Source organism: Chloroflexota bacterium, from assembly GCA_016875875.1.
Taxonomy (GTDB): Bacteria; Chloroflexota; Dehalococcoidia; order GIF9; family UBA5629; genus 9FT-COMBO-48-23.
Map to the genome: position 1 here is coordinate 38,789 of VGOP01000003.1, position 16,508 is coordinate 55,296.

Annotated in this window: 17 protein-coding genes; 14 read left to right on the plus strand and 3 right to left on the minus strand. The window is 48.4% G+C overall.

Translation table 11 applies throughout. The features are described from left to right. Positions 1–42 precede the first annotated feature (42 nt). From FJ023_02935 to FJ023_02990, 12 genes are all read left to right on the plus strand, one after another. Positions 43–1,032, plus strand: coding sequence for a tetratricopeptide repeat protein (locus FJ023_02935; protein MBM4446292.1), 990 nt, complete (start codon positions 43–45; stop codon positions 1,030–1,032). A gap of 36 nt (positions 1,033–1,068) precedes the next feature. Further along, a complete protein-coding gene (locus FJ023_02940; GenBank protein MBM4446293.1) occupies positions 1,069–2,082 on the plus strand; it encodes a hypothetical protein in 1,014 nt (337 codons plus the stop codon). A 315-nt stretch (positions 2,083–2,397) separates the two neighbouring features. Continuing rightward, positions 2,398–4,173, plus strand: a complete 1,776-nt coding sequence (locus FJ023_02945) for a VWA domain-containing protein (protein ID MBM4446294.1) — start codon at positions 2,398–2,400, stop codon at positions 4,171–4,173. Between the two features lie 109 nt (positions 4,174–4,282). After that, a complete protein-coding gene (locus tag FJ023_02950) occupies positions 4,283–4,885 on the plus strand; it encodes a sigma-70 family RNA polymerase sigma factor (GenBank protein ID MBM4446295.1) in 603 nt (200 codons plus the stop codon). Continuing rightward, the gene (locus FJ023_02955) at positions 4,872–6,224 is read left to right on the plus strand and encodes a hypothetical protein (GenBank protein ID MBM4446296.1); all 1,353 of its coding nucleotides are present in this window, start codon (positions 4,872–4,874) and stop codon (positions 6,222–6,224) included. The genes FJ023_02950 and FJ023_02955 overlap by 14 nt, the downstream gene beginning before the upstream one ends. 56 nt (positions 6,225–6,280) lie before the next feature. Continuing rightward, complete coding sequence (locus tag FJ023_02960) at positions 6,281–7,264, plus strand: SCP2 sterol-binding domain-containing protein (protein ID MBM4446297.1); 984 nt, start codon at positions 6,281–6,283, stop codon at positions 7,262–7,264. 25 nt (positions 7,265–7,289) lie between these two features. After that, positions 7,290–7,949: an isoprenylcysteine carboxylmethyltransferase family protein gene (locus FJ023_02965; GenBank protein ID MBM4446298.1), complete on the plus strand. Its 660-nt coding sequence runs from the start codon at positions 7,290–7,292 to the stop codon at positions 7,947–7,949. A 134-nt stretch (positions 7,950–8,083) separates the two neighbouring features. Next, positions 8,084–8,440, plus strand: coding sequence for a type II toxin-antitoxin system RelE/ParE family toxin (locus FJ023_02970; protein MBM4446299.1), 357 nt, complete (start codon positions 8,084–8,086; stop codon positions 8,438–8,440). 54 nt (positions 8,441–8,494) lie between these two features. Then, on the plus strand, positions 8,495–8,818 hold the full coding sequence (locus FJ023_02975; GenBank protein MBM4446300.1) for a helix-turn-helix transcriptional regulator: 324 nt from the start codon (positions 8,495–8,497) through the stop codon (positions 8,816–8,818). Between the two features lie 170 nt (positions 8,819–8,988). Beyond that, positions 8,989–9,744, plus strand: coding sequence for a hypothetical protein (locus FJ023_02980; protein ID MBM4446301.1), 756 nt, complete (start codon positions 8,989–8,991; stop codon positions 9,742–9,744). A 196-nt stretch (positions 9,745–9,940) separates the two neighbouring features. Then, on the plus strand, positions 9,941–10,234 hold the full coding sequence (locus FJ023_02985) for a hypothetical protein (GenBank protein MBM4446302.1): 294 nt from the start codon (positions 9,941–9,943) through the stop codon (positions 10,232–10,234). Between the two features lie 231 nt (positions 10,235–10,465). After that, positions 10,466–12,082, plus strand: coding sequence for a DUF262 domain-containing protein (locus tag FJ023_02990; GenBank protein ID MBM4446303.1), 1,617 nt, complete (start codon positions 10,466–10,468; stop codon positions 12,080–12,082). Between the two features lie 331 nt (positions 12,083–12,413). Here the strand turns inward: FJ023_02990 and FJ023_02995 are convergent, their stop codons facing one another. Beyond that, positions 12,414–12,593 (minus strand): hypothetical protein, encoded by a 180-nt coding sequence (locus FJ023_02995; protein MBM4446304.1) that lies wholly within the window; start codon positions 12,591–12,593, stop codon positions 12,414–12,416. 126 nt (positions 12,594–12,719) lie between these two features. Then, on the minus strand, positions 12,720–13,001 hold the full coding sequence (locus FJ023_03000) for a hypothetical protein (GenBank protein ID MBM4446305.1): 282 nt from the start codon (positions 12,999–13,001) through the stop codon (positions 12,720–12,722). Between the two features lie 344 nt (positions 13,002–13,345). On the opposite strand from FJ023_03000, the gene FJ023_03005 reads away from it, so the two are divergent. Beyond that, positions 13,346–13,948, plus strand: coding sequence for a class I SAM-dependent methyltransferase (locus FJ023_03005; protein ID MBM4446306.1), 603 nt, complete (start codon positions 13,346–13,348; stop codon positions 13,946–13,948). Positions 13,949–14,057: 109 nt separating this feature from the next. Next, entirely contained in the window at positions 14,058–15,251 is a 1,194-nt protein-coding gene (locus FJ023_03010) for a 4Fe-4S dicluster domain-containing protein (GenBank protein MBM4446307.1), read from the plus strand. A gap of 74 nt (positions 15,252–15,325) precedes the next feature. Here FJ023_03010 and FJ023_03015 read toward each other — a convergent pair whose 3' ends face one another. After that, on the minus strand, positions 15,326–16,486 hold the full coding sequence (locus tag FJ023_03015) for a DUF362 domain-containing protein (protein MBM4446308.1): 1,161 nt from the start codon (positions 16,484–16,486) through the stop codon (positions 15,326–15,328). Between the last annotated feature and the right edge of the window lie 22 nt (positions 16,487–16,508).

The following is a 16,508-nucleotide window of genomic DNA, read 5'->3' on the forward strand; positions in this document are numbered from 1 at the left end:
CTCGATACATTTTAACCAAACTACGTCAGGAGCAAATAAAGCATGATAAATAAGTCCATCGGAGTTCTACTTGCTTGCGCTATTCTATTGCTGCTCGCCGCTTGCCTCAGGATGCCAGAGCCAGATAATACCGCAGACCAGGCAGCGCAGCTAGTCCAGAAAGGTGATGCGCTTAGCAACGAGGGACGCTATGATGAAGCCATCAGTGAATATACCGCGGCCATAGAGTTAGACCCCAATCTTGCTAACGCTTACCTGGCTCGCGGTCAAGCTTATTACTTCAAGGATAAAAGCCTTATGGCAGTAGCCGACTATACCAAGGCAGTCAAGTTGGACCCCGAATATACCGCCGCGTATTACAGTCGAGGTTGGGCACAGTTGTCTAACGGAGCCTACGATGCAGCCATTTCAGATTTCAGCAAGGCCGCTGAGCTCGACCCCAGCCTGGTCAGGGCATATAACGGCCGTGGCTGGGCTTATATCATTAAGGCACAATGGAATTTTGAGTCTTACAACCGTATGTTCGTTCTCTTCGAGAGCGACGTTGGCCTGGCAATGGCATTCAAAGGTAGAGGTTGGCTTTATGTCAAGCAGCCGCAATGGGAGCTGGCAGTCATTCCTGACCTGACAAAAGCAATGACGCAAGACCCAGACCCGGCAGAGGCATATTGCAACGTGGGCTTTGCTCATGCCAAAAAGGCACAGTGGGCACATGCGATCGCAGATTACGAGACAGCAATCGCTATAGACCCAAAGCTTGACAGGTCGCGTTACAACAAAAGCTGGGCCTTGGGCATGAAAGCAAAATGGGACCCCGCTATCGCAGACTACAGTAAAATAATAGAGCTCGGCACGGCACAGGCTCCACCATCCGCTGATTCAGGCAGCCTCTCTACGGAGGAAAAAGAATGGGGCCTGGCTATCGCTAGCTACAATAAAGCCACGGAGTTGTCAAAAGACCCTGCCTTGATTCAAAAGGCTAAAGAGACAATAAAACGCATAGACGAGATACGCCAGGATATAAACAGATAGCTTACCCTCACCAAAAAACGAAAAGGAGGTAAAATTATGAAAGTAAAATTATTGTCCATTTCGATATTCACGGTTATCGGGCTTTTTCTGCTCAGCGGGTGCGCTGCCGAAAATACTGGTGCGCCTGCCACCCAACCTGCTGCGAAACCGCCTCCTGCTAAACGCCCTGTCGTTGAATATCCCAATATCGACAGGGAAAGCAAAATACCTGCGAGCCAGGCAAAAATGACACCAGAAACCGACATTTATCCACCAGTATTGCATTCCGACGAGTACGAACAACCTGTCCCTATGCCTTATCCCATAAACACGGCAGGTGCCGAAGATTCCGGATTTATGATGCCGGATGGAAACACATTCTATGTATGGTTTACTCCGGACCCACAGATACCACCGCAAAAACAGGTTATCGACGACGTCACCGGTATTTATGTGTCTAAAAAAGTTAACGGGCAATGGCAAAAACCCACAAGAGTATGGCTCCAGGACACGGGCAAGCTAGCCCTTGATGGATGTGAGTTTGTGCAAGATAATAAAATGTGGTTTTGCACCGCCAGAGAGGGGTACACAGGTTTACACTGGTTCACAGCCGATTATATAGACGGGAAATGGAAAAACTGGACAAACGCAGATTTTGACCCTGATTATGAAGTTGGAGAACTTCATATTACCGCGGACGGCAATGAGCTTTATTTCCATTCCCCAAGAGCCGGAGGCAAAGGACAATACGATATCTGGGTCTCGAAGAAAGAAAATGGCGAATGGCTTCCCCCACAGAATATAGGCATAGTCAACAGCCCTGAAACGGATGGCTGGCCGTCTTTAACACAGGATGGCAATGAACTCTGGTTCACGAGAACCTACATGGGCTCACCGGCTATCTTCAGGTCAAAGAGAGTAAATAACGAATGGCAGGAGCCGGAATTAATCGTTTCACAGTTTGCCGGCGAATCATCCGTTGACAATGAAGGAAATATCTATTTCAGCCATCACTTTTACAAAGATGGAGCAATGCTGGAGGCGGACATTTACGTTATACATAAAAAATAAAAGAACCTTTGGTAACGATAAATTTGAAAGTGGTACAATAGCCCGGGGCGGGGCACAGACCTGACTATTAAGAAAGGGCAAGAGCAAAAGGCATGAGATGGTTCGGCTGCGCACTAACTATTTTAGGTATAATACTCGTGATTTTTATCCTCACGCACCTCTCCGAAATCTGGCATTTCCTGGAAGACCTGCTAAACAGGTTTTAAACCGAAAGCTCTGCCTGTTATAGCCAGCCCACCAGCACACTACCCCCTGTAATACTTCTCCGGGTTATCCGTATATTACTATAGAAAAACGGATAAAAGGAGGTTCGCCATGAAAGGCTCACATTCACTTACTAATCGGATTTTGCCGGTTATTCTGATCCTCATGCTACTGGCGACGGCGCTTGTTTCAGCCTGCGCCACAAAAGAAGCAGAAGCTCCGGACACGTCGCAAGAAATCGCCCCGCCTGCGGCGCAAATACCAACTACCCCATTTGAATCCGCTCCCGCGCCATTGCTGGCACCACCCTCATTCGCCCCACCCTGGGCTAAAGGAGCACAGAAACCAAACGTCGCGGAATCATGGCGCGATTCAGACACCATAGGCCTGGCGGTAGGCGGCGCCAAGGGCATTGATAACTTCCGAGCCAACATCAAGAATGGCTACCTGCCACTGCCCACAGACATGACCTATGAAGGACTATTCTACGAGTACTACTTCGATACCGGCCAGACAAAATCATGTAACAAGCTTTTTTGCCCCTCGTACAGCTACGCAGTTACCAGAGACCCCTTCTCTAACAAGACAGAGTACTACCTCTCCGTAGGCCTGAACTCGGGAATGGAGGAACGTGACTTCGAGCGCAAGAAGCTGAACCTCGTCATCGTCCTCGATATCTCCGGTTCCATGTCATCCCCATTCAATCAATATTACTATGACCAGTTCGGAAATCAGGTGGAACTCGATTGGAAGGAACGGAACACACAAAAAATCGAGGTCGCCAAGGATGCCGTCATCGATGTTCTCGACCAGCTTAACAATGATGACCGTTTCGGTATAGTGCTTTATAATCAGCGGGCGCACCTGCTTCAGCGAATGACGCAGGTACGACATACAGACATGGACGAAGTCGAGGACAACATATTTGAAATAAGGGCTGATGGCAGCACCAATCTCGCCGACGGGATGAAACTCGCCACCGACCTTCTGGAAAAATACAGCGATTATGACCCCTACGAGTATGAAAACCGCATCATCTTTCTGACCGATGCCATGCCCAACACAGGAGAAACGGGAGCCTACAGCCTGCTCCGTCTGCTTAAGAATAATGCCGGCAACAATATCTACACCACGTTCATCGGCATCGGCGTCGATTTCAATACCGAACTCATCGAGTCCATCACCAAGACCAGAGGTGCCAACTACTATTCCGTGCATTCACCCGGCGATTTCATGGAACGGATGGGCGAGGAGTTCGACTATATGGTAACGCCACTCGTCTTTGACCTGCGGCTCACACTGGAAGCCAAAGACTGGGATATTGAAATGGTCTACGGCAGCCCCGAAGCTGATAAGGCAACCGGTGAGCTGATGAAGGTGAATACCCTCTTCCCCTCCAAAAAGGAGGACGGTGAGACCAAAGGCGGCCTGATACTATTGAAACTAAAGAATAGAGGGGATGACAGTGGCAGCATCAGGCTCAGCGTAAGCTATGAAGATAGAGCTGGCAAAGAAGATGACAGCACAGCCAAGGTCTATCTAGATGATGAGCGGCCGGAATACTTCGAAAACAGCGGCATACGCAAGGGCATACTGCTTGCCAGGTACGCAGACCTGATGAAAGACTGGCTCATCGATGAGCGGGAACATGCCCACTGGAGCCGTCCCTGGGAGCCGATGGTCAATCCGGAACGTGGCATCGTCGTGCCGCCGTCACCACTGGGCAACTGGGAACGCCAGTCACTACCGTTAATGGTATCAAGAGAGTATCGTGCCCTGTTCCAGGAGTTCAGCGACTACTTTGCCGATGAGATGGACGAAATCGGCGATACCACGCTGGAGCAAGAACTCGATATAATCGAATCGTTGATTGGATACGGGGACTAAGTCCTCCATTCGTAAGCTCCTGCCCGCCCTGTTTCTCGGAATAAGGGGTGGGCAGGAGCTGGATAATACGATTAACAGGAGAAGTCATGTTGTAAATAGGAAAAATGGGTTGATTGAAATACCGAACATGCTACAATGTTACAACGGAATCCTGAATCGAGAAAACACCTTGGCAAAGAACAATCTTGCCCATCATGGCACCGCCATAAGCTTTACCGCGCTTTACGAAGAGCACATGACTTACGTTTTTCGCTATATAAACTATCGAGTAGGCAATCGAAATGAGGCAGAGGACTTGACATCACTTGTCTTTGAAAAAGCCCTGGCTGCCTTCCACAGGTATGACAGAGAGAAGGCGGCACCGCAGACTTGGCTGCTGACCATCGCCAGAAATACGGTCACGGACTACTTCCGAAAATCATCCAAAAGGAATACCATGCCGCTGGAGTACGCCGTTGGGATTGAGTCCGCAGACCCTCCTCCGCAGGAAGAGGCAGAGAGGAGAGAGGAGTATGAGCGGCTGCGGGTCTGCCTGGCGATACTGCCTCAGCGAGAGCAGGAAATCATATCGCTCAAGTTCGGTGCTGAGCTAAACAATCGCCAGATTGCCTCTGTGCTCGGGCTATCCGAGAATAATGTCGGCACCATACTCTTCCGTGCCATCTGCAAGCTGAGGAATTGCTTTAAGGACTGGTCGAATGAAAAAAGCTAAATACACCGAGAAACAGTTCATCGAATATCTGGACAAATTGCTGGCGGGAGAGGAGATAAGCCTCGGCGACGACGTCAGCGATGACCTGCGCTCAGCCCTCGAGCTCGCCCGGAAGATGCTTGCTTACCGCGATGAGCCTTCAGCCGATTTCAGGGCTGACCTCAGGGACAGATTGCTCCATAAAATAGCCGAGGCAGAAGCAGCAGCCACCCCGGCAAAGAGACAGGGATTCCGAGAATGGACGGCAAACCTGTTTCCTCAGAGGCCAGCCTTAATCGCTGTTACCAGCACTGTGCTGGTGGTGCTGCTCATATTCGTCGGCACTGTCTGGTACACCGGCAGATATGGTCAGGCGCCGGTCTCCGCACCCACACCCTCGCTGACTGAGCGTGATTACTCAGTTAACTTGCCTTCAAATGTCACTCCGGAATATATGGCGTTCATCGCCAAAACGTCGCTGTCAACCAAACCCGGCCAGGTACCGGTCTATAAGGTACAAAGCACCGATGTAACAACTGAGTCCGTTACCGAGCTGGGCAGAAGGCTTGGATTCAGCGGAGAAGCCAGATTTATTGACGGTGGAGACAAGATTGCCATGTTCGACGGCGAAGGCGACGAGATGAGAAAGTTTATCGTCTGGACTGCTTCCGGAGCTATCGAGTACGGCTACGTGGAGCCCGATAAGCTGTATCCATCCCACGCAGTTGAACTTCCGTCGCAGCCAGAAGCGGAGCAGATAGCCTATGACTTCCTGGAGCAGGCGGACTTGCTGCCATCCGGCTACCAGAGTCTGGCTAAGATAAAGGACGAGACAACCGTAATCGCCGGCGGCTATTCCGTCAGCCGGGAATATGCCGCAGAAGCACCACCCGCCGCAGCACCGTCCGCACCATCCTGGCCATGGAAATCACCGGCACCATCCGCACCAACCGCGCCTCTGGCTCCTGCCTACTGGCTAATCAGTTTCCCGTACCAGATTGACCACACCTGGACTACAGGTCCCGGCTCGAAGATCGAGGTCAGCGTCGGCGATAACGGCGAGGTTGTCGGGCTTATCTGGTCGTGGCGGCAGATGACTCCGCGCACCACAGAAAACATCATATCCGAGAAGCAAGCCTACCAGGAACTTATCCAGGGCAAAGGCAGCCTGGACATTCCTCTCGACTGCCAGCAGGTGGTCGTTGAGGACGTTCAGCTCAAATACTGGCTAGACCCGCCCTCTGAAAAACAGGCCTACGCCGTGCCCGTGTACGAGTTCACAGGCCAATGCCTGGATAAAAGCGGCAGGCATCTCGAGGACTTCACCGCCTGGACACCTGCCCTGTCCAGTACCTATTGAACGCAGGCAGCAGGTATGTTGAAAATGGTCACTAATAAATAAAGGAGCTTAGAGGGATGAAGCTAAACATAATCATTCTTGCCACATCCTTTATCCCGGTTATCGTATTCAAAGTTATCGCCAGGGTAGGCGAAGCTAATTTAGCCCAAGCCAGACTGGCTACGGTTGTGGGTCTGACCCTTGCCGTAATTCACTTTATTCTGGCGAAAAGACTTGTCAAGCATACGAGCTATCTTGAATGGGCTTTCCTTGGATATCTTGCCTTTGGGACGGCATGGGTTTATTTAGCCCCGACTGATATCTCCTCTTTCTTCGTTGATAATTCAATAGCGATTCTCTATTTTATTCTCTTTTTGACAGCGCTTATACCGCAGCTTTTTGGCTACGACCCCTTTACCTACGCTGTTGCCAAGCGGATTATCGCAGAGCGGGCCTGGGAAACACCCCAGTTTAGGACAATTAATGTCCATCTCACGTATTTTTGGAGTGGCATCTTGTTCCTCTGTTTCCTGTCAAGCTGGCTTGGACATGGAAAGCCGCTGTTTTCCATAATCATTCCACTGGCCATCGTTTTGAGCATCGCTATTCCGGTTAGCCGGTTTTATCCCGGTTATTACCTGAAACGACAGTACATGTCACAGCCGCTTGACCAATCGCTATTCCCTGCCACGGCCAAAGAACTCATTGAGCGGATGCCTTTGGGCTTCGACCCCGTAGTAGCCGGAGGTCTCGAAGCAGATATACAATTCGACCTTTCTGGAGAGGGTGGAGGAAAAATGGTGCTGTCCGTTTCAAAGGGGCAATGCACGGCACGTGAAGGTGAAGCTGCTTCTCCAACCCTGACCATCTACTCTCCGGCCGATGTGTGGCTGAAGGTGGCGCGGCGGGAGATAAATCCGGGCATGGCTTTTATAAATGGACTTTACCGGGCTGAAGGAGATATGAACCTGCTTGTAAAAATCAGAGAGATATTTCATTCGCCCGGTGAAGCAAAACAGGTGAACGCTACCGAGGAAGGCAAGAAAAAAAGGAATGCCTAAAATTTCCAACAGCGATTACAAAAGAATGATCAACGCCGCCGTTCTTCGGTACTTACTGGCAATTATTGTCTTCGGTCTGCTGTTTTTCCTCCCCGCGGGCACAATCCGGTACTGGGAAGCTTGGGTTTACTGTGGAATAACCTTTATCCCAATTCTTTTCGTCTTCATATATTTACTTAAGAACAATCCAGAGCTGCTGGAACGCCGCACGAGAATGCGAGAAAAGGAGCAGCCCCAGAAGTTAATCGTTAAACTGTCGATATTCGTCTTCGTTCTGGCTTTCATTATTCCCGGATTAGACCATCGCTTTAACTGGTCATACGTGCCGCTGCCTGTCGTTATCATCGCCGACATTATAGTTCTGGCGGGATATTTTATTTTCTTTCTCGTAATGAAAGAAAACACCTATGCTTCCCGAATTATCGAAGTGGAAAAGGGCCAGAAAGTGATATCCACCGGCCCTTATTCCATTGTTCGCCATCCGATGTACCTGGGGGCATTATTGATGTATCTTCTCAGCCCGATTGCGCTTGGCTCTTTCTGGGCAATCATTGCCTTCATACCACTACCTGTTTTAATCATTCTCAGAATATTCAATGAGGAACAGGTGCTGGCGAAAGAACTGCCAGGTTATAAAGATTACATGCAGAAAGTAAAATATCGGCTAATACCGTTTGTCTGGTAAGGATTTTCACAACCGCGCCCAGCAGGTCAATGTCTTGACACCTGCCCTATCCAGCAACTACCGAACAAAGACCTTGCCCCGGTAAAGCTAACCGGCATCGTCTGGAGACGCTCTCAAAATATAGATATTGTATAATGCGCAGTATGGATTGGCAGATTGTTTTCTATATTGATGAGAAAGGCAATGAACCTGTAAAAGATTTCATTTTAGAGCAATCTGACGGTGCAATAGCAGAAATTTTGCACGTATTCAAATTATTGAGGCAATTTAACGTCACGCTTGGCATGCCTTATGTAAGAAAGATAGGTAGGTCTGGTATCAGGGAACTTAGAATTAAACACGGTTCGGACATATATCGTATTTTCTTCTTTGCCCATCCAGGACGCAAGTTCATACTGCTACACGGTGTTGTAAAAAAAGAAGACAAAATATCAGAAGCCGACAAAAATTTAGCTATTCAGAGAATGAATAACTACAAATTGCAGTCTTGACAATATAACATATGTGTTATATAATACGAACAATCCAAATTAGAAGGCAGTAAAATGGCAAACAAAAAAGCTACAAGATATGAAGAATTCGAGGCGGAGTTACTTAAAAAGCCAGGAATTCGCCAAGAATACGAAGCTTTGCAGCCTAAATATGACATGATACGGAGCTTGATAGAACGCAGAAACCAACTGCAAATTAGCCAAAAACAACTTGCTGAGATTGTTGGGACAAAACAACCTGCCATATCCAGATTGGAAAAGGGTGATTACAATACTACACTCAGCACACTTTTCAAAGTAGCTGACGCTCTTGACTTAGATATTTCTCTCCGGGCCCGAACAAAAACCGAGCCGGCTTGTGATAAAGTCCCTGCCTAAACCACCTGGACACCCGCCCTATCCAGCACCTATTGAACGAAGACCTGGCTTCCCCCGTTTGACCTGTTCCACAGAAATTGCCAAAATTTTCGCTCGGGGTATTCCATTCCGAGATATGTAGATGTATAATCGTAACCAGACCAACTCTCTTGAAGTCGGAGGCTAATGCCATGGGCGCAAAGCATCGAAGTCAAAAGCTACTTCAGAGCCGGTTTGATATTGTCTGGCAGCGCCTGGATGATGCCGGCGAACAGCAGATGGTAACGCCAGACGGCCACAAGTTTATTGCGCTGGCTTCCCGGCGTAAAAGGACTCCGGAAGGCCAGGACCCGAGGTTCATTGCAGTCAAACAACGCGGGCAGGAGTTTGCCCGTATTTATCCGTGCTGCTGGGGACACACGACTAATTGCAATGGCACGCGAATAGGTGGCTACAGTGACGGGCTGGATGCCTGGGTTAAAGGCTTGATGATAAGCAAGGAGAGCCTGACTTTAAAACCCGGTGACGAGGTCATTCACCTGCTCGGCAGGTTGCTCAAGTCGGAGGAGTTAGACTACGACCATGCTTGCCTGCATCTTCCCAACAAACCGGGAGTCTATCTGGTCTACGATAGGAAGCAAAAGAAATACATCTATGCCGGTAAATCTCTGGACATACAGAAAAAAATCCGGCAGCATGCCCAGCGCCAAAACAGGCTGTTCGGCTCCAGCATCCCACCGATTCAGAAAGGGCTGATTGACAGCAAGCATTGTGCCGACTGGAATGAAGCCCAGAAATACCTATCCGCCAACTGCACTGTAAGGCACCTGGTCGTGCTCGATGAAAAACAAAGAAAGCAGCCCTGGAAAAGGCGCGCGCTTCTGGAACATTACGCTATCTGCGTTCTCGAACCCGAATACAATATTTCAAGCGAACTCGAGCATTAGCCACAAGCCAATACTCTAATAATCATAGTCCAGGTTAATGAAATTCCTGCCCCTGCCGGCAAAGCTTTGCGGCATCATCTAGAGCTGCCCTTCCCCTGAAACTATGCCGCTTATAACATAAGAAGTGGTACAATAACTCAGGGAATGGGTATATAATTAAAGCTAACTAGAATCACTGCGTTGAGGAGGGAAGGGTATGAGAGATGATATTCAAGAACGAATTATATGGGTGGCAAAGCATCGGGGTTTGATTACCTATGGGGAGATAATGGGCGATTTTCATGTTGCTCGCGGAAAACAAATGGGACGAGTGCTTGAGGAGATATCCGAGTATGAGCATGCCCAAGGTCGTGGTTTCCTGACGTCAATCGTTGTAAACAAAAATACACTAGAACCATCAGAAAATTTTTGGAGTTTACCTAGTATTTCGAGAGATCGGGGTCTGAAGTACTATCAAAACCAAGTTTGGGACTACTGGTGGAACTGCTAAACAGAACGATATAGCGGAGTGAACCCTAGGGCTGGACCAGTTTTCGTGGGGCAGGTCAACCTAGAGCGGGGGTGAAACTGCTGGCAAAACATATTCTGCTTTGAGAAGAAGAGACGGCGAGGATAGGCGTTGATCCTGGAGAAATGAGCACAGTAGTAGGTCCAGAGATCTCGAAAATTATTACTTGGTTGGGCGAACAAGCGGCCAAATAACTAACAGGAGGCACTTTAGATGAGAGAGGTTGAAGTACAAGATTTAGTACGCGAAGTGGCAGCTGGGGACTACAATATACCAGAGTTTCAGCGGCAGTTTGAGTGGAAATACGAACAAGTAGCTATGCTTTGTGACTCCCTGTTGAAGGATTTGCCAATCGGAATCCTTTCAGCCTGGAAGACGAGCCAGTATAACGAACCCAAGGGTATTACTCCTACAGGCAGTAAACCTCAGTGGATGGTAGACGGTCAGCAACGAATAACAAGTCTCTGTATCTTAGCAGGAAAGAAACCATATTGGATGAACAACCGTGAATGGGGTGAGATATTTCACGCAAGACGTATATATCTTAATATTCAAGAAAATGGTGAGGCCTTGATTGGTCGCCTTGTTAAGAAGGCAAGGGTGCGGATACCGTTGGATGAACTACTATATAAGAGTGCAAGTGAAACTCACGACTATGTCGAGGAAAGGTGCCAAGAGTTTAACATCAGACAAAGTAAGCCTGCGTGTGACCTCGCAGTTGATGCCTTACCATTAATGAAACGAAGCATTCCAGTTGCAGAAATAGGGGACGACAAAAAAGTAGAAGATGTTGCGGAACTCTATAGGCGCATTAACCAAAAAGGCACGAAAATAAAAGAACCTCAAATTATGCTTTCCTATGTTGCACAATATAATCGTACGTGGGTACGTGATAAATTCTACGCCTTTCTAGACGCGTTGAAAGAAGATTGGGAATTGGATCCGGCTCAAGTGCTGCAAGTGGCGACAATCCTTGCCGAGGGTAAGGCTAGAGTAGGACAGGCTACCATACCCGAAATGTGGAAGGAAAAGGTTGTACAAATTTGGCCAGCAATGAAGGACGCCATCCAAGATTGCATACTACGTCTTTGGGAAGAAGGTATTACTGACGTAGATATGATTCCATCTACCTACACAATGATAATGCTACTTTCTATACATTCTAAATTCATGCGTACTTCTAACTATGACTTCAAGCGTGTGTTAAGATGGTTCATTCTTGCAAATCTAGCCGCCCGTTATAGCGATGCACCACTTGAACAGCTTACGTATGACGGTCGCAATGTCTACGAAGCTTCCAGCCTTAACGAAGTCCTCCAAAACCTACTGATAGACATTGATTGGACCGAAGAAGAACTTCGGAAAAAGCTTGATGATCCTTTTAGGGACAATTCACCGCAAGCACTGTTACTACATATTCTTCTTTGGTCGTCCGGGGCAAGAGATTGGCTACAGAATATTAGTCTTCCTGCACTGACACAAACATCAGGCACTCTTGAATCCCAGTGGCACCATATTCTTCCTAAAGATTGGGGCAAGAGGCATGGATTTGAGGACTGTGAAAAGACAGGCAACCTGACTCGCCTATGTGGCGAGACAAATGTTCGAAAACTCAAGAAAATGCCACCTTGGGAATACGTGCCACAGTTTAATATTACTGAGGATGCACTGAGCGATCACCTGATTCCTAAAATATATTCAGAAAAATTCATCAGAGGTCAGCCGCTTAGCCATGATGAGTTCAAGCAATTTGTAAGGGAACGTCAAGAGATAATAACTAAACAAGGAGCTTCTTATCTAGACCTAAAGTCGCTTAAAAATCAAGGGTGAGATACCCAGCTTTGATGGATTACAGGGGCAAGGTTTGAAATAATTTTAATGGCAAAATAAACAACCAGAGTCACCCAATGAGCTTTTGCTGCTCTTCTGTTTAGGTGGTTTCTGGCTATTTAAATACAACAACTACAACTCAGCCTAGACTGCTGTCTGATTATGCACCTCCACCGCATCAGAGCAATCCGCTGCCTAGCAATACCTATTCGCCCTCATCAGCGCAGCATACCCACTAGTTCCTGACATTATTACAACGGTAGCTCAATTGGAGAGTGGTTGTCTGATACACAATCGGTTGAGGGTTTGAGCCACTCTGCCAAGGCTGTGACTAAGGGTGAGAAGTAATGGCAAAAATCGTGATTACATCCTTAGAAGGACCGTAATACCAGAAGACTCTATAGGCTGCGGGCGTGCTCTGCTCGGCATAGGCTTCAAAAACCTTCTCCCCGTTCGGGCCCTTTAAGCTCATATATTCATGGGTCTGGAGGCTAGGATGCCGAGGATTCATTGCCAGGAACTTGATGGTCTTTTTGACAGCTTGGTAACGTTTTCTCTGGGAAGCAGCACTTTTTAGCAAATTGTAGGCTTTACTTGCCTCCGCTGTCCATTGTAATTCAAACAAAAGCGCGTGACCTTATAGAGATTTAAGGTCGACTTTTGACACCCTGCCTTCTGCAGCATCGGAAAGTCCCCGCCTGACCGATGCCAGAGCCTTCGGATTGTTGAATAGCCATATTTCTGAAGCAGGGATGGTTACCTGCGGGTCCAGTAAAATTTGCCCCAGGCTGTTGCGGTATATATGATAGCTGACGCCTTCCTGTACTTGAACCTTTTGCAGGACTACGCGCCTTTTAGCATCCGGTTTCACGCTATCAGCTACCTTTTCGAAATCTGTATCTCTTATTATTGTAGCCATCGCAGCAATATCGTACCATAAGTGGGACAATATGTCAAGTGGGATATTCCCACCAACGAAAGTTAAAAGTTAAAAGCCAAAAGTCAAAAGTACAAGTAAAAAATTAAAAATAGGTTTTCGATTACGGTGATTTTCTACGATTACGGCGACATGGCTGAGATCGCCACGGGGCTGCGCCCCTCGCGATGACGGAGTATTCTTCGACAGGCTCAGAATGAGCGGAGGGAAAAGCTGGAGGGACTCCTCGCGATGACAGAAAAGACAGAGTTCAAACGGTCACCCGTAGGTGGGTGGCACTTAATTAGAGGTTACCCCCAATTCAAAAATTGATATAATCCGTACTTGTGCTTCTATTCAACTACTCGACACTGTTCGACCCCATAGTTAAAGACGTCAGGGTTTGTGTAATCGAGCTTTCAGGCGTGAAGGCTGGCGACAGGGTGCTCGATGTCTGCTGCGGTACGGGCGACCAGGCCTTCCACTACGAGCAGAGGGGCGCCATTGCCACCGGCATAGACCAGAACCCCAACATGATTGAGCTGGCGGAAAGGAACAAGAAAAGACGGGGATTGCAGGCCACCTTCCGCATAGCCAGCGCCACCGAGCTGCCGTTCCCGGACGGTTACTTCGATGGCGCCTCCATATCACTTGCCCTGCACGAGATGGAAAGAGACGAGCGAAATAGGACGGTTTCCGAGATGAAAAGGGTGGTGAAAAAGAAAGGCGTCTTGATGTTCATTGACTACCATGCCCCTTTACCTAAAAACTCCATCGCTTATCTCATCAGGGCTATGGAATTCGTTGCCGGAAGGGATAATCATAAGTGTTTCAGGGACTATCTGGCTCAGGGTGGATTAAAACAGATATTGAAGGAAGCCCGACTTACCCCGCAAGAGGAAGCCCTTCTTAAGTGCGTAAATTTGCAGGTGATAAAAGTTAAAAGTTGAAAATCAAAAGTACAGATAAAGATGTAAAAATTCACCCTCACCTTAATCCTCTCCCGTCAAGGGAGAGGTTGGGTAGAGAAATTCCTCTCCAATCGAGGGAGAGGGAGAAATGTGCTGGACGAGTACAGAGCCAGGCAACTCCAGGCCAGAAAGTGATACAATAAATGGCGCCGGTTTATCAATTGGTTGCAGAATATCAGAACGATTTCTAAAGGAGACCGCTATGTCTGACGTTTATGAGAGACTTCGCGAGAGACTGGACATGTTTCCCCAGGGGTTCCCTAAAACCGAAAGCGGCGTGGACCTGGAAGTACTACAGCATCTGTTTACTCCGGAGGAGGCCGAGATTATGCTGCGCCTGGGACCCCGCCCGGAAAAGTTACCGACTATAGCACAGCGGGCGGGTAAGGATGAAACTGAACTGGGAGAAACACTGTACGGCATGTCGAGAAGGGGATTGATAATGCGCTATAGAGCGCCTGACCAAGAAATGTACTACTTTCTGATGCCGTGGATGGTCGGAATCTGGGAGTTCCAGTTGAATAGGCTGAATAAAGAAAACATCGAGCTGTACGAAAGATTTTACCGGGAGGGCATGGTGCCTTCATGGCAAAAGACAAAAACCGGTGGATTCCGCGTCATTCCTGTTCAGCAAGAGATACAAGGGAATACCGAGATTCAGCCCTATGAACAGGTGTCGCAGATTATCGAATCACATACCAGGTTTGCCGTTGCCGACTGCATTTGCCGGAAAGAAAGCCGAATGGTGGGAAAGGGGTGCGACAAGCTACTGGAAGCCTGTATGAGCTTCGGGCCGGCAGCGGATTTCTACATTGAAAATGAACTCGGCAGGGAGATTTCAAAGGAGGAGGCAAAAAAGATACTTCTGAAAGCCGAGGAGTCTGGCCTGATTCATTTCTCCACAAACCAGGCCGGCAACAAGATATTTATATGCAACTGCTGCGGCTGCTGCTGTAAGGCTTTAGCCAGCATAACCAAATACGATAGTCCGGGATTCATAGTCAGGTCAAACTACTATGCCACAAAAGACGACGACACCTGTACCACCTGTGGTACCTGCATCGACCGATGTAATGTAAATGCCATCCGAATTGAAAATGAACGTACCGTCATAAATAGAGCGAAATGCATCGGCTGCGGGCTTTGTGTATCCACGTGTCCCACAGGGTCAATTTCCATGGTTAGCAAAACACCTGATGAAGCTTCTGCCATCTTCTCCAACGAACTAGAGATGCTGCAGGCTATAGGGAAGGAAAAAGGGAAAGAATACCCCTTCAAATAAATTAGAGACCTGCCCCCAAAACACGCCCCGCCCGGCAATGCCTGCCATCAAGTATGTCCATTAAACTCCGAAAATTAAATACGGGAGAATAATCTAGCCAGTAGTGGACTCTCCAGCATAATAGCTCCCTCGGGGCATGTTTCCTGGCAGCAGTAACAGCGGATGCAGAGGTCGTATTTGTGTGTGGGCTGCCTGGATTTATCACCTGTGTGCCAGTTAACAGCTTTTGGGTTGACGGGGCACATCTCAACACAGGTGCCACAATTGGTGCATTTTGCTTTGTCGATAACCGGCCTGTCGCATATTTGATTCTTAACGAAGGTTCTCAATCGGCTACTGGTGCAAGGCATTGGAGGAGTCCGAATTACGTCGAACTTGTTATCGAAGAACTGCTCCATATTTTCTCCGACTATTTCGATGTTCTCAGCATGGTATGTTCCCAGGCCGGACTGTTCCCCCGGTTTCGATGTCGGCACCACTGCGGGGTCGAGGTCGATTATCCTGCAAGCAGTTGCATCCAGCGCAATGGGGTCAGTGGACAATAGCAGTACGTTCATATTTCTCGGCTTGCCGCTTCGCGGTCCATTGCCTTCCATTGCCATAATGCCATCCATAACACAAAGACGCGGTTTGACCAGAGTATTCAAGTCAACAAGCATAGTGGCAAAATCGTACGGGTCGGGCAACTTAACATGGTACTGGCTCTTCAGCAAGCCGGGCACACAGCCAAACTGGTTCTTAACCGCTCCGGTAAACCGGACAAGAGGGTGCGTTTTTAGCTTCGGCAGGCTCACCAACCCGTCACAGCCCAGAACTCCGTTAGCAATCACGAAGCTCTTCACCAGTAAACCATCGGGGTGACTGACCGGCCTGCCGGCATCAAAATCAGCCAGGTGAAACCCAGACTCATCCGCGACCCGCTTCAGTCCGGCTATTCTCATATTAAACTCAGCCTTGCCGAACGCCGGTGAGTCGCCATAGTAGACACTGGCACCCGCTTCCATGAGCAATTGCCCCACCGCTTTGAACACTGCCGGATGCGTAGTTACGCAGTTCTCAGGATTGGCGCCAATGAGCACATTCGGTTTCATTACGATTTTTTCGTTGCCTTTTGCGAAAATGGAAACCCCACCGAGAAGGCCAAGCCCTTCCTGGACCGACTTAAAGACCTTGTCCTCTTCGTATGTATCGCATCTTACCAGGGCAACTTTTGTCTTATTCAGAATTTTCGCCATTAGAGTATTACAGGAAGATATG

Excerpts from the sequence above, each read along its gene's own strand:
- FJ023_02935 (MBM4446292.1), top strand. The coding sequence starts at position 43 with ATGATAAATAAGTCCATCGGAGTTCTACTTGCTTGCGCTATTCTATTG.
- FJ023_02940 (MBM4446293.1), top strand. The coding sequence starts at position 1,069 with ATGAAAGTAAAATTATTGTCCATTTCGATATTCACGGTTATCGGGCTT.
- FJ023_02945 (MBM4446294.1), top strand. The coding sequence starts at position 2,398 with ATGAAAGGCTCACATTCACTTACTAATCGGATTTTGCCGGTTATTCTG.
- FJ023_02955 (MBM4446296.1), top strand. The coding sequence starts at position 4,872 with ATGAAAAAAGCTAAATACACCGAGAAACAGTTCATCGAATATCTGGAC.
- FJ023_02960 (MBM4446297.1), top strand. The coding sequence starts at position 6,281 with ATGAAGCTAAACATAATCATTCTTGCCACATCCTTTATCCCGGTTATC.
- FJ023_02965 (MBM4446298.1), top strand. The coding sequence starts at position 7,290 with ATGATCAACGCCGCCGTTCTTCGGTACTTACTGGCAATTATTGTCTTC.
- FJ023_02970 (MBM4446299.1), top strand. The coding sequence starts at position 8,084 with ATGCGCAGTATGGATTGGCAGATTGTTTTCTATATTGATGAGAAAGGC.
- FJ023_02975 (MBM4446300.1), top strand. The coding sequence starts at position 8,495 with ATGGCAAACAAAAAAGCTACAAGATATGAAGAATTCGAGGCGGAGTTA.
- FJ023_02980 (MBM4446301.1), top strand. The coding sequence starts at position 8,989 with ATGGGCGCAAAGCATCGAAGTCAAAAGCTACTTCAGAGCCGGTTTGAT.
- FJ023_02985 (MBM4446302.1), top strand. The coding sequence starts at position 9,941 with ATGAGAGATGATATTCAAGAACGAATTATATGGGTGGCAAAGCATCGG.
- FJ023_02990 (MBM4446303.1), top strand. The coding sequence starts at position 10,466 with ATGAGAGAGGTTGAAGTACAAGATTTAGTACGCGAAGTGGCAGCTGGG.
- FJ023_02995 (MBM4446304.1), bottom strand. The coding sequence starts at position 12,593 with ATGAATCCTCGGCATCCTAGCCTCCAGACCCATGAATATATGAGCTTA.
- FJ023_03000 (MBM4446305.1), bottom strand. The coding sequence starts at position 13,001 with ATGGCTACAATAATAAGAGATACAGATTTCGAAAAGGTAGCTGATAGC.
- FJ023_03010 (MBM4446307.1), top strand. The coding sequence starts at position 14,058 with ATGTGCTGGACGAGTACAGAGCCAGGCAACTCCAGGCCAGAAAGTGAT.
- FJ023_03015 (MBM4446308.1), bottom strand. The coding sequence starts at position 16,486 with ATGGCGAAAATTCTGAATAAGACAAAAGTTGCCCTGGTAAGATGCGAT.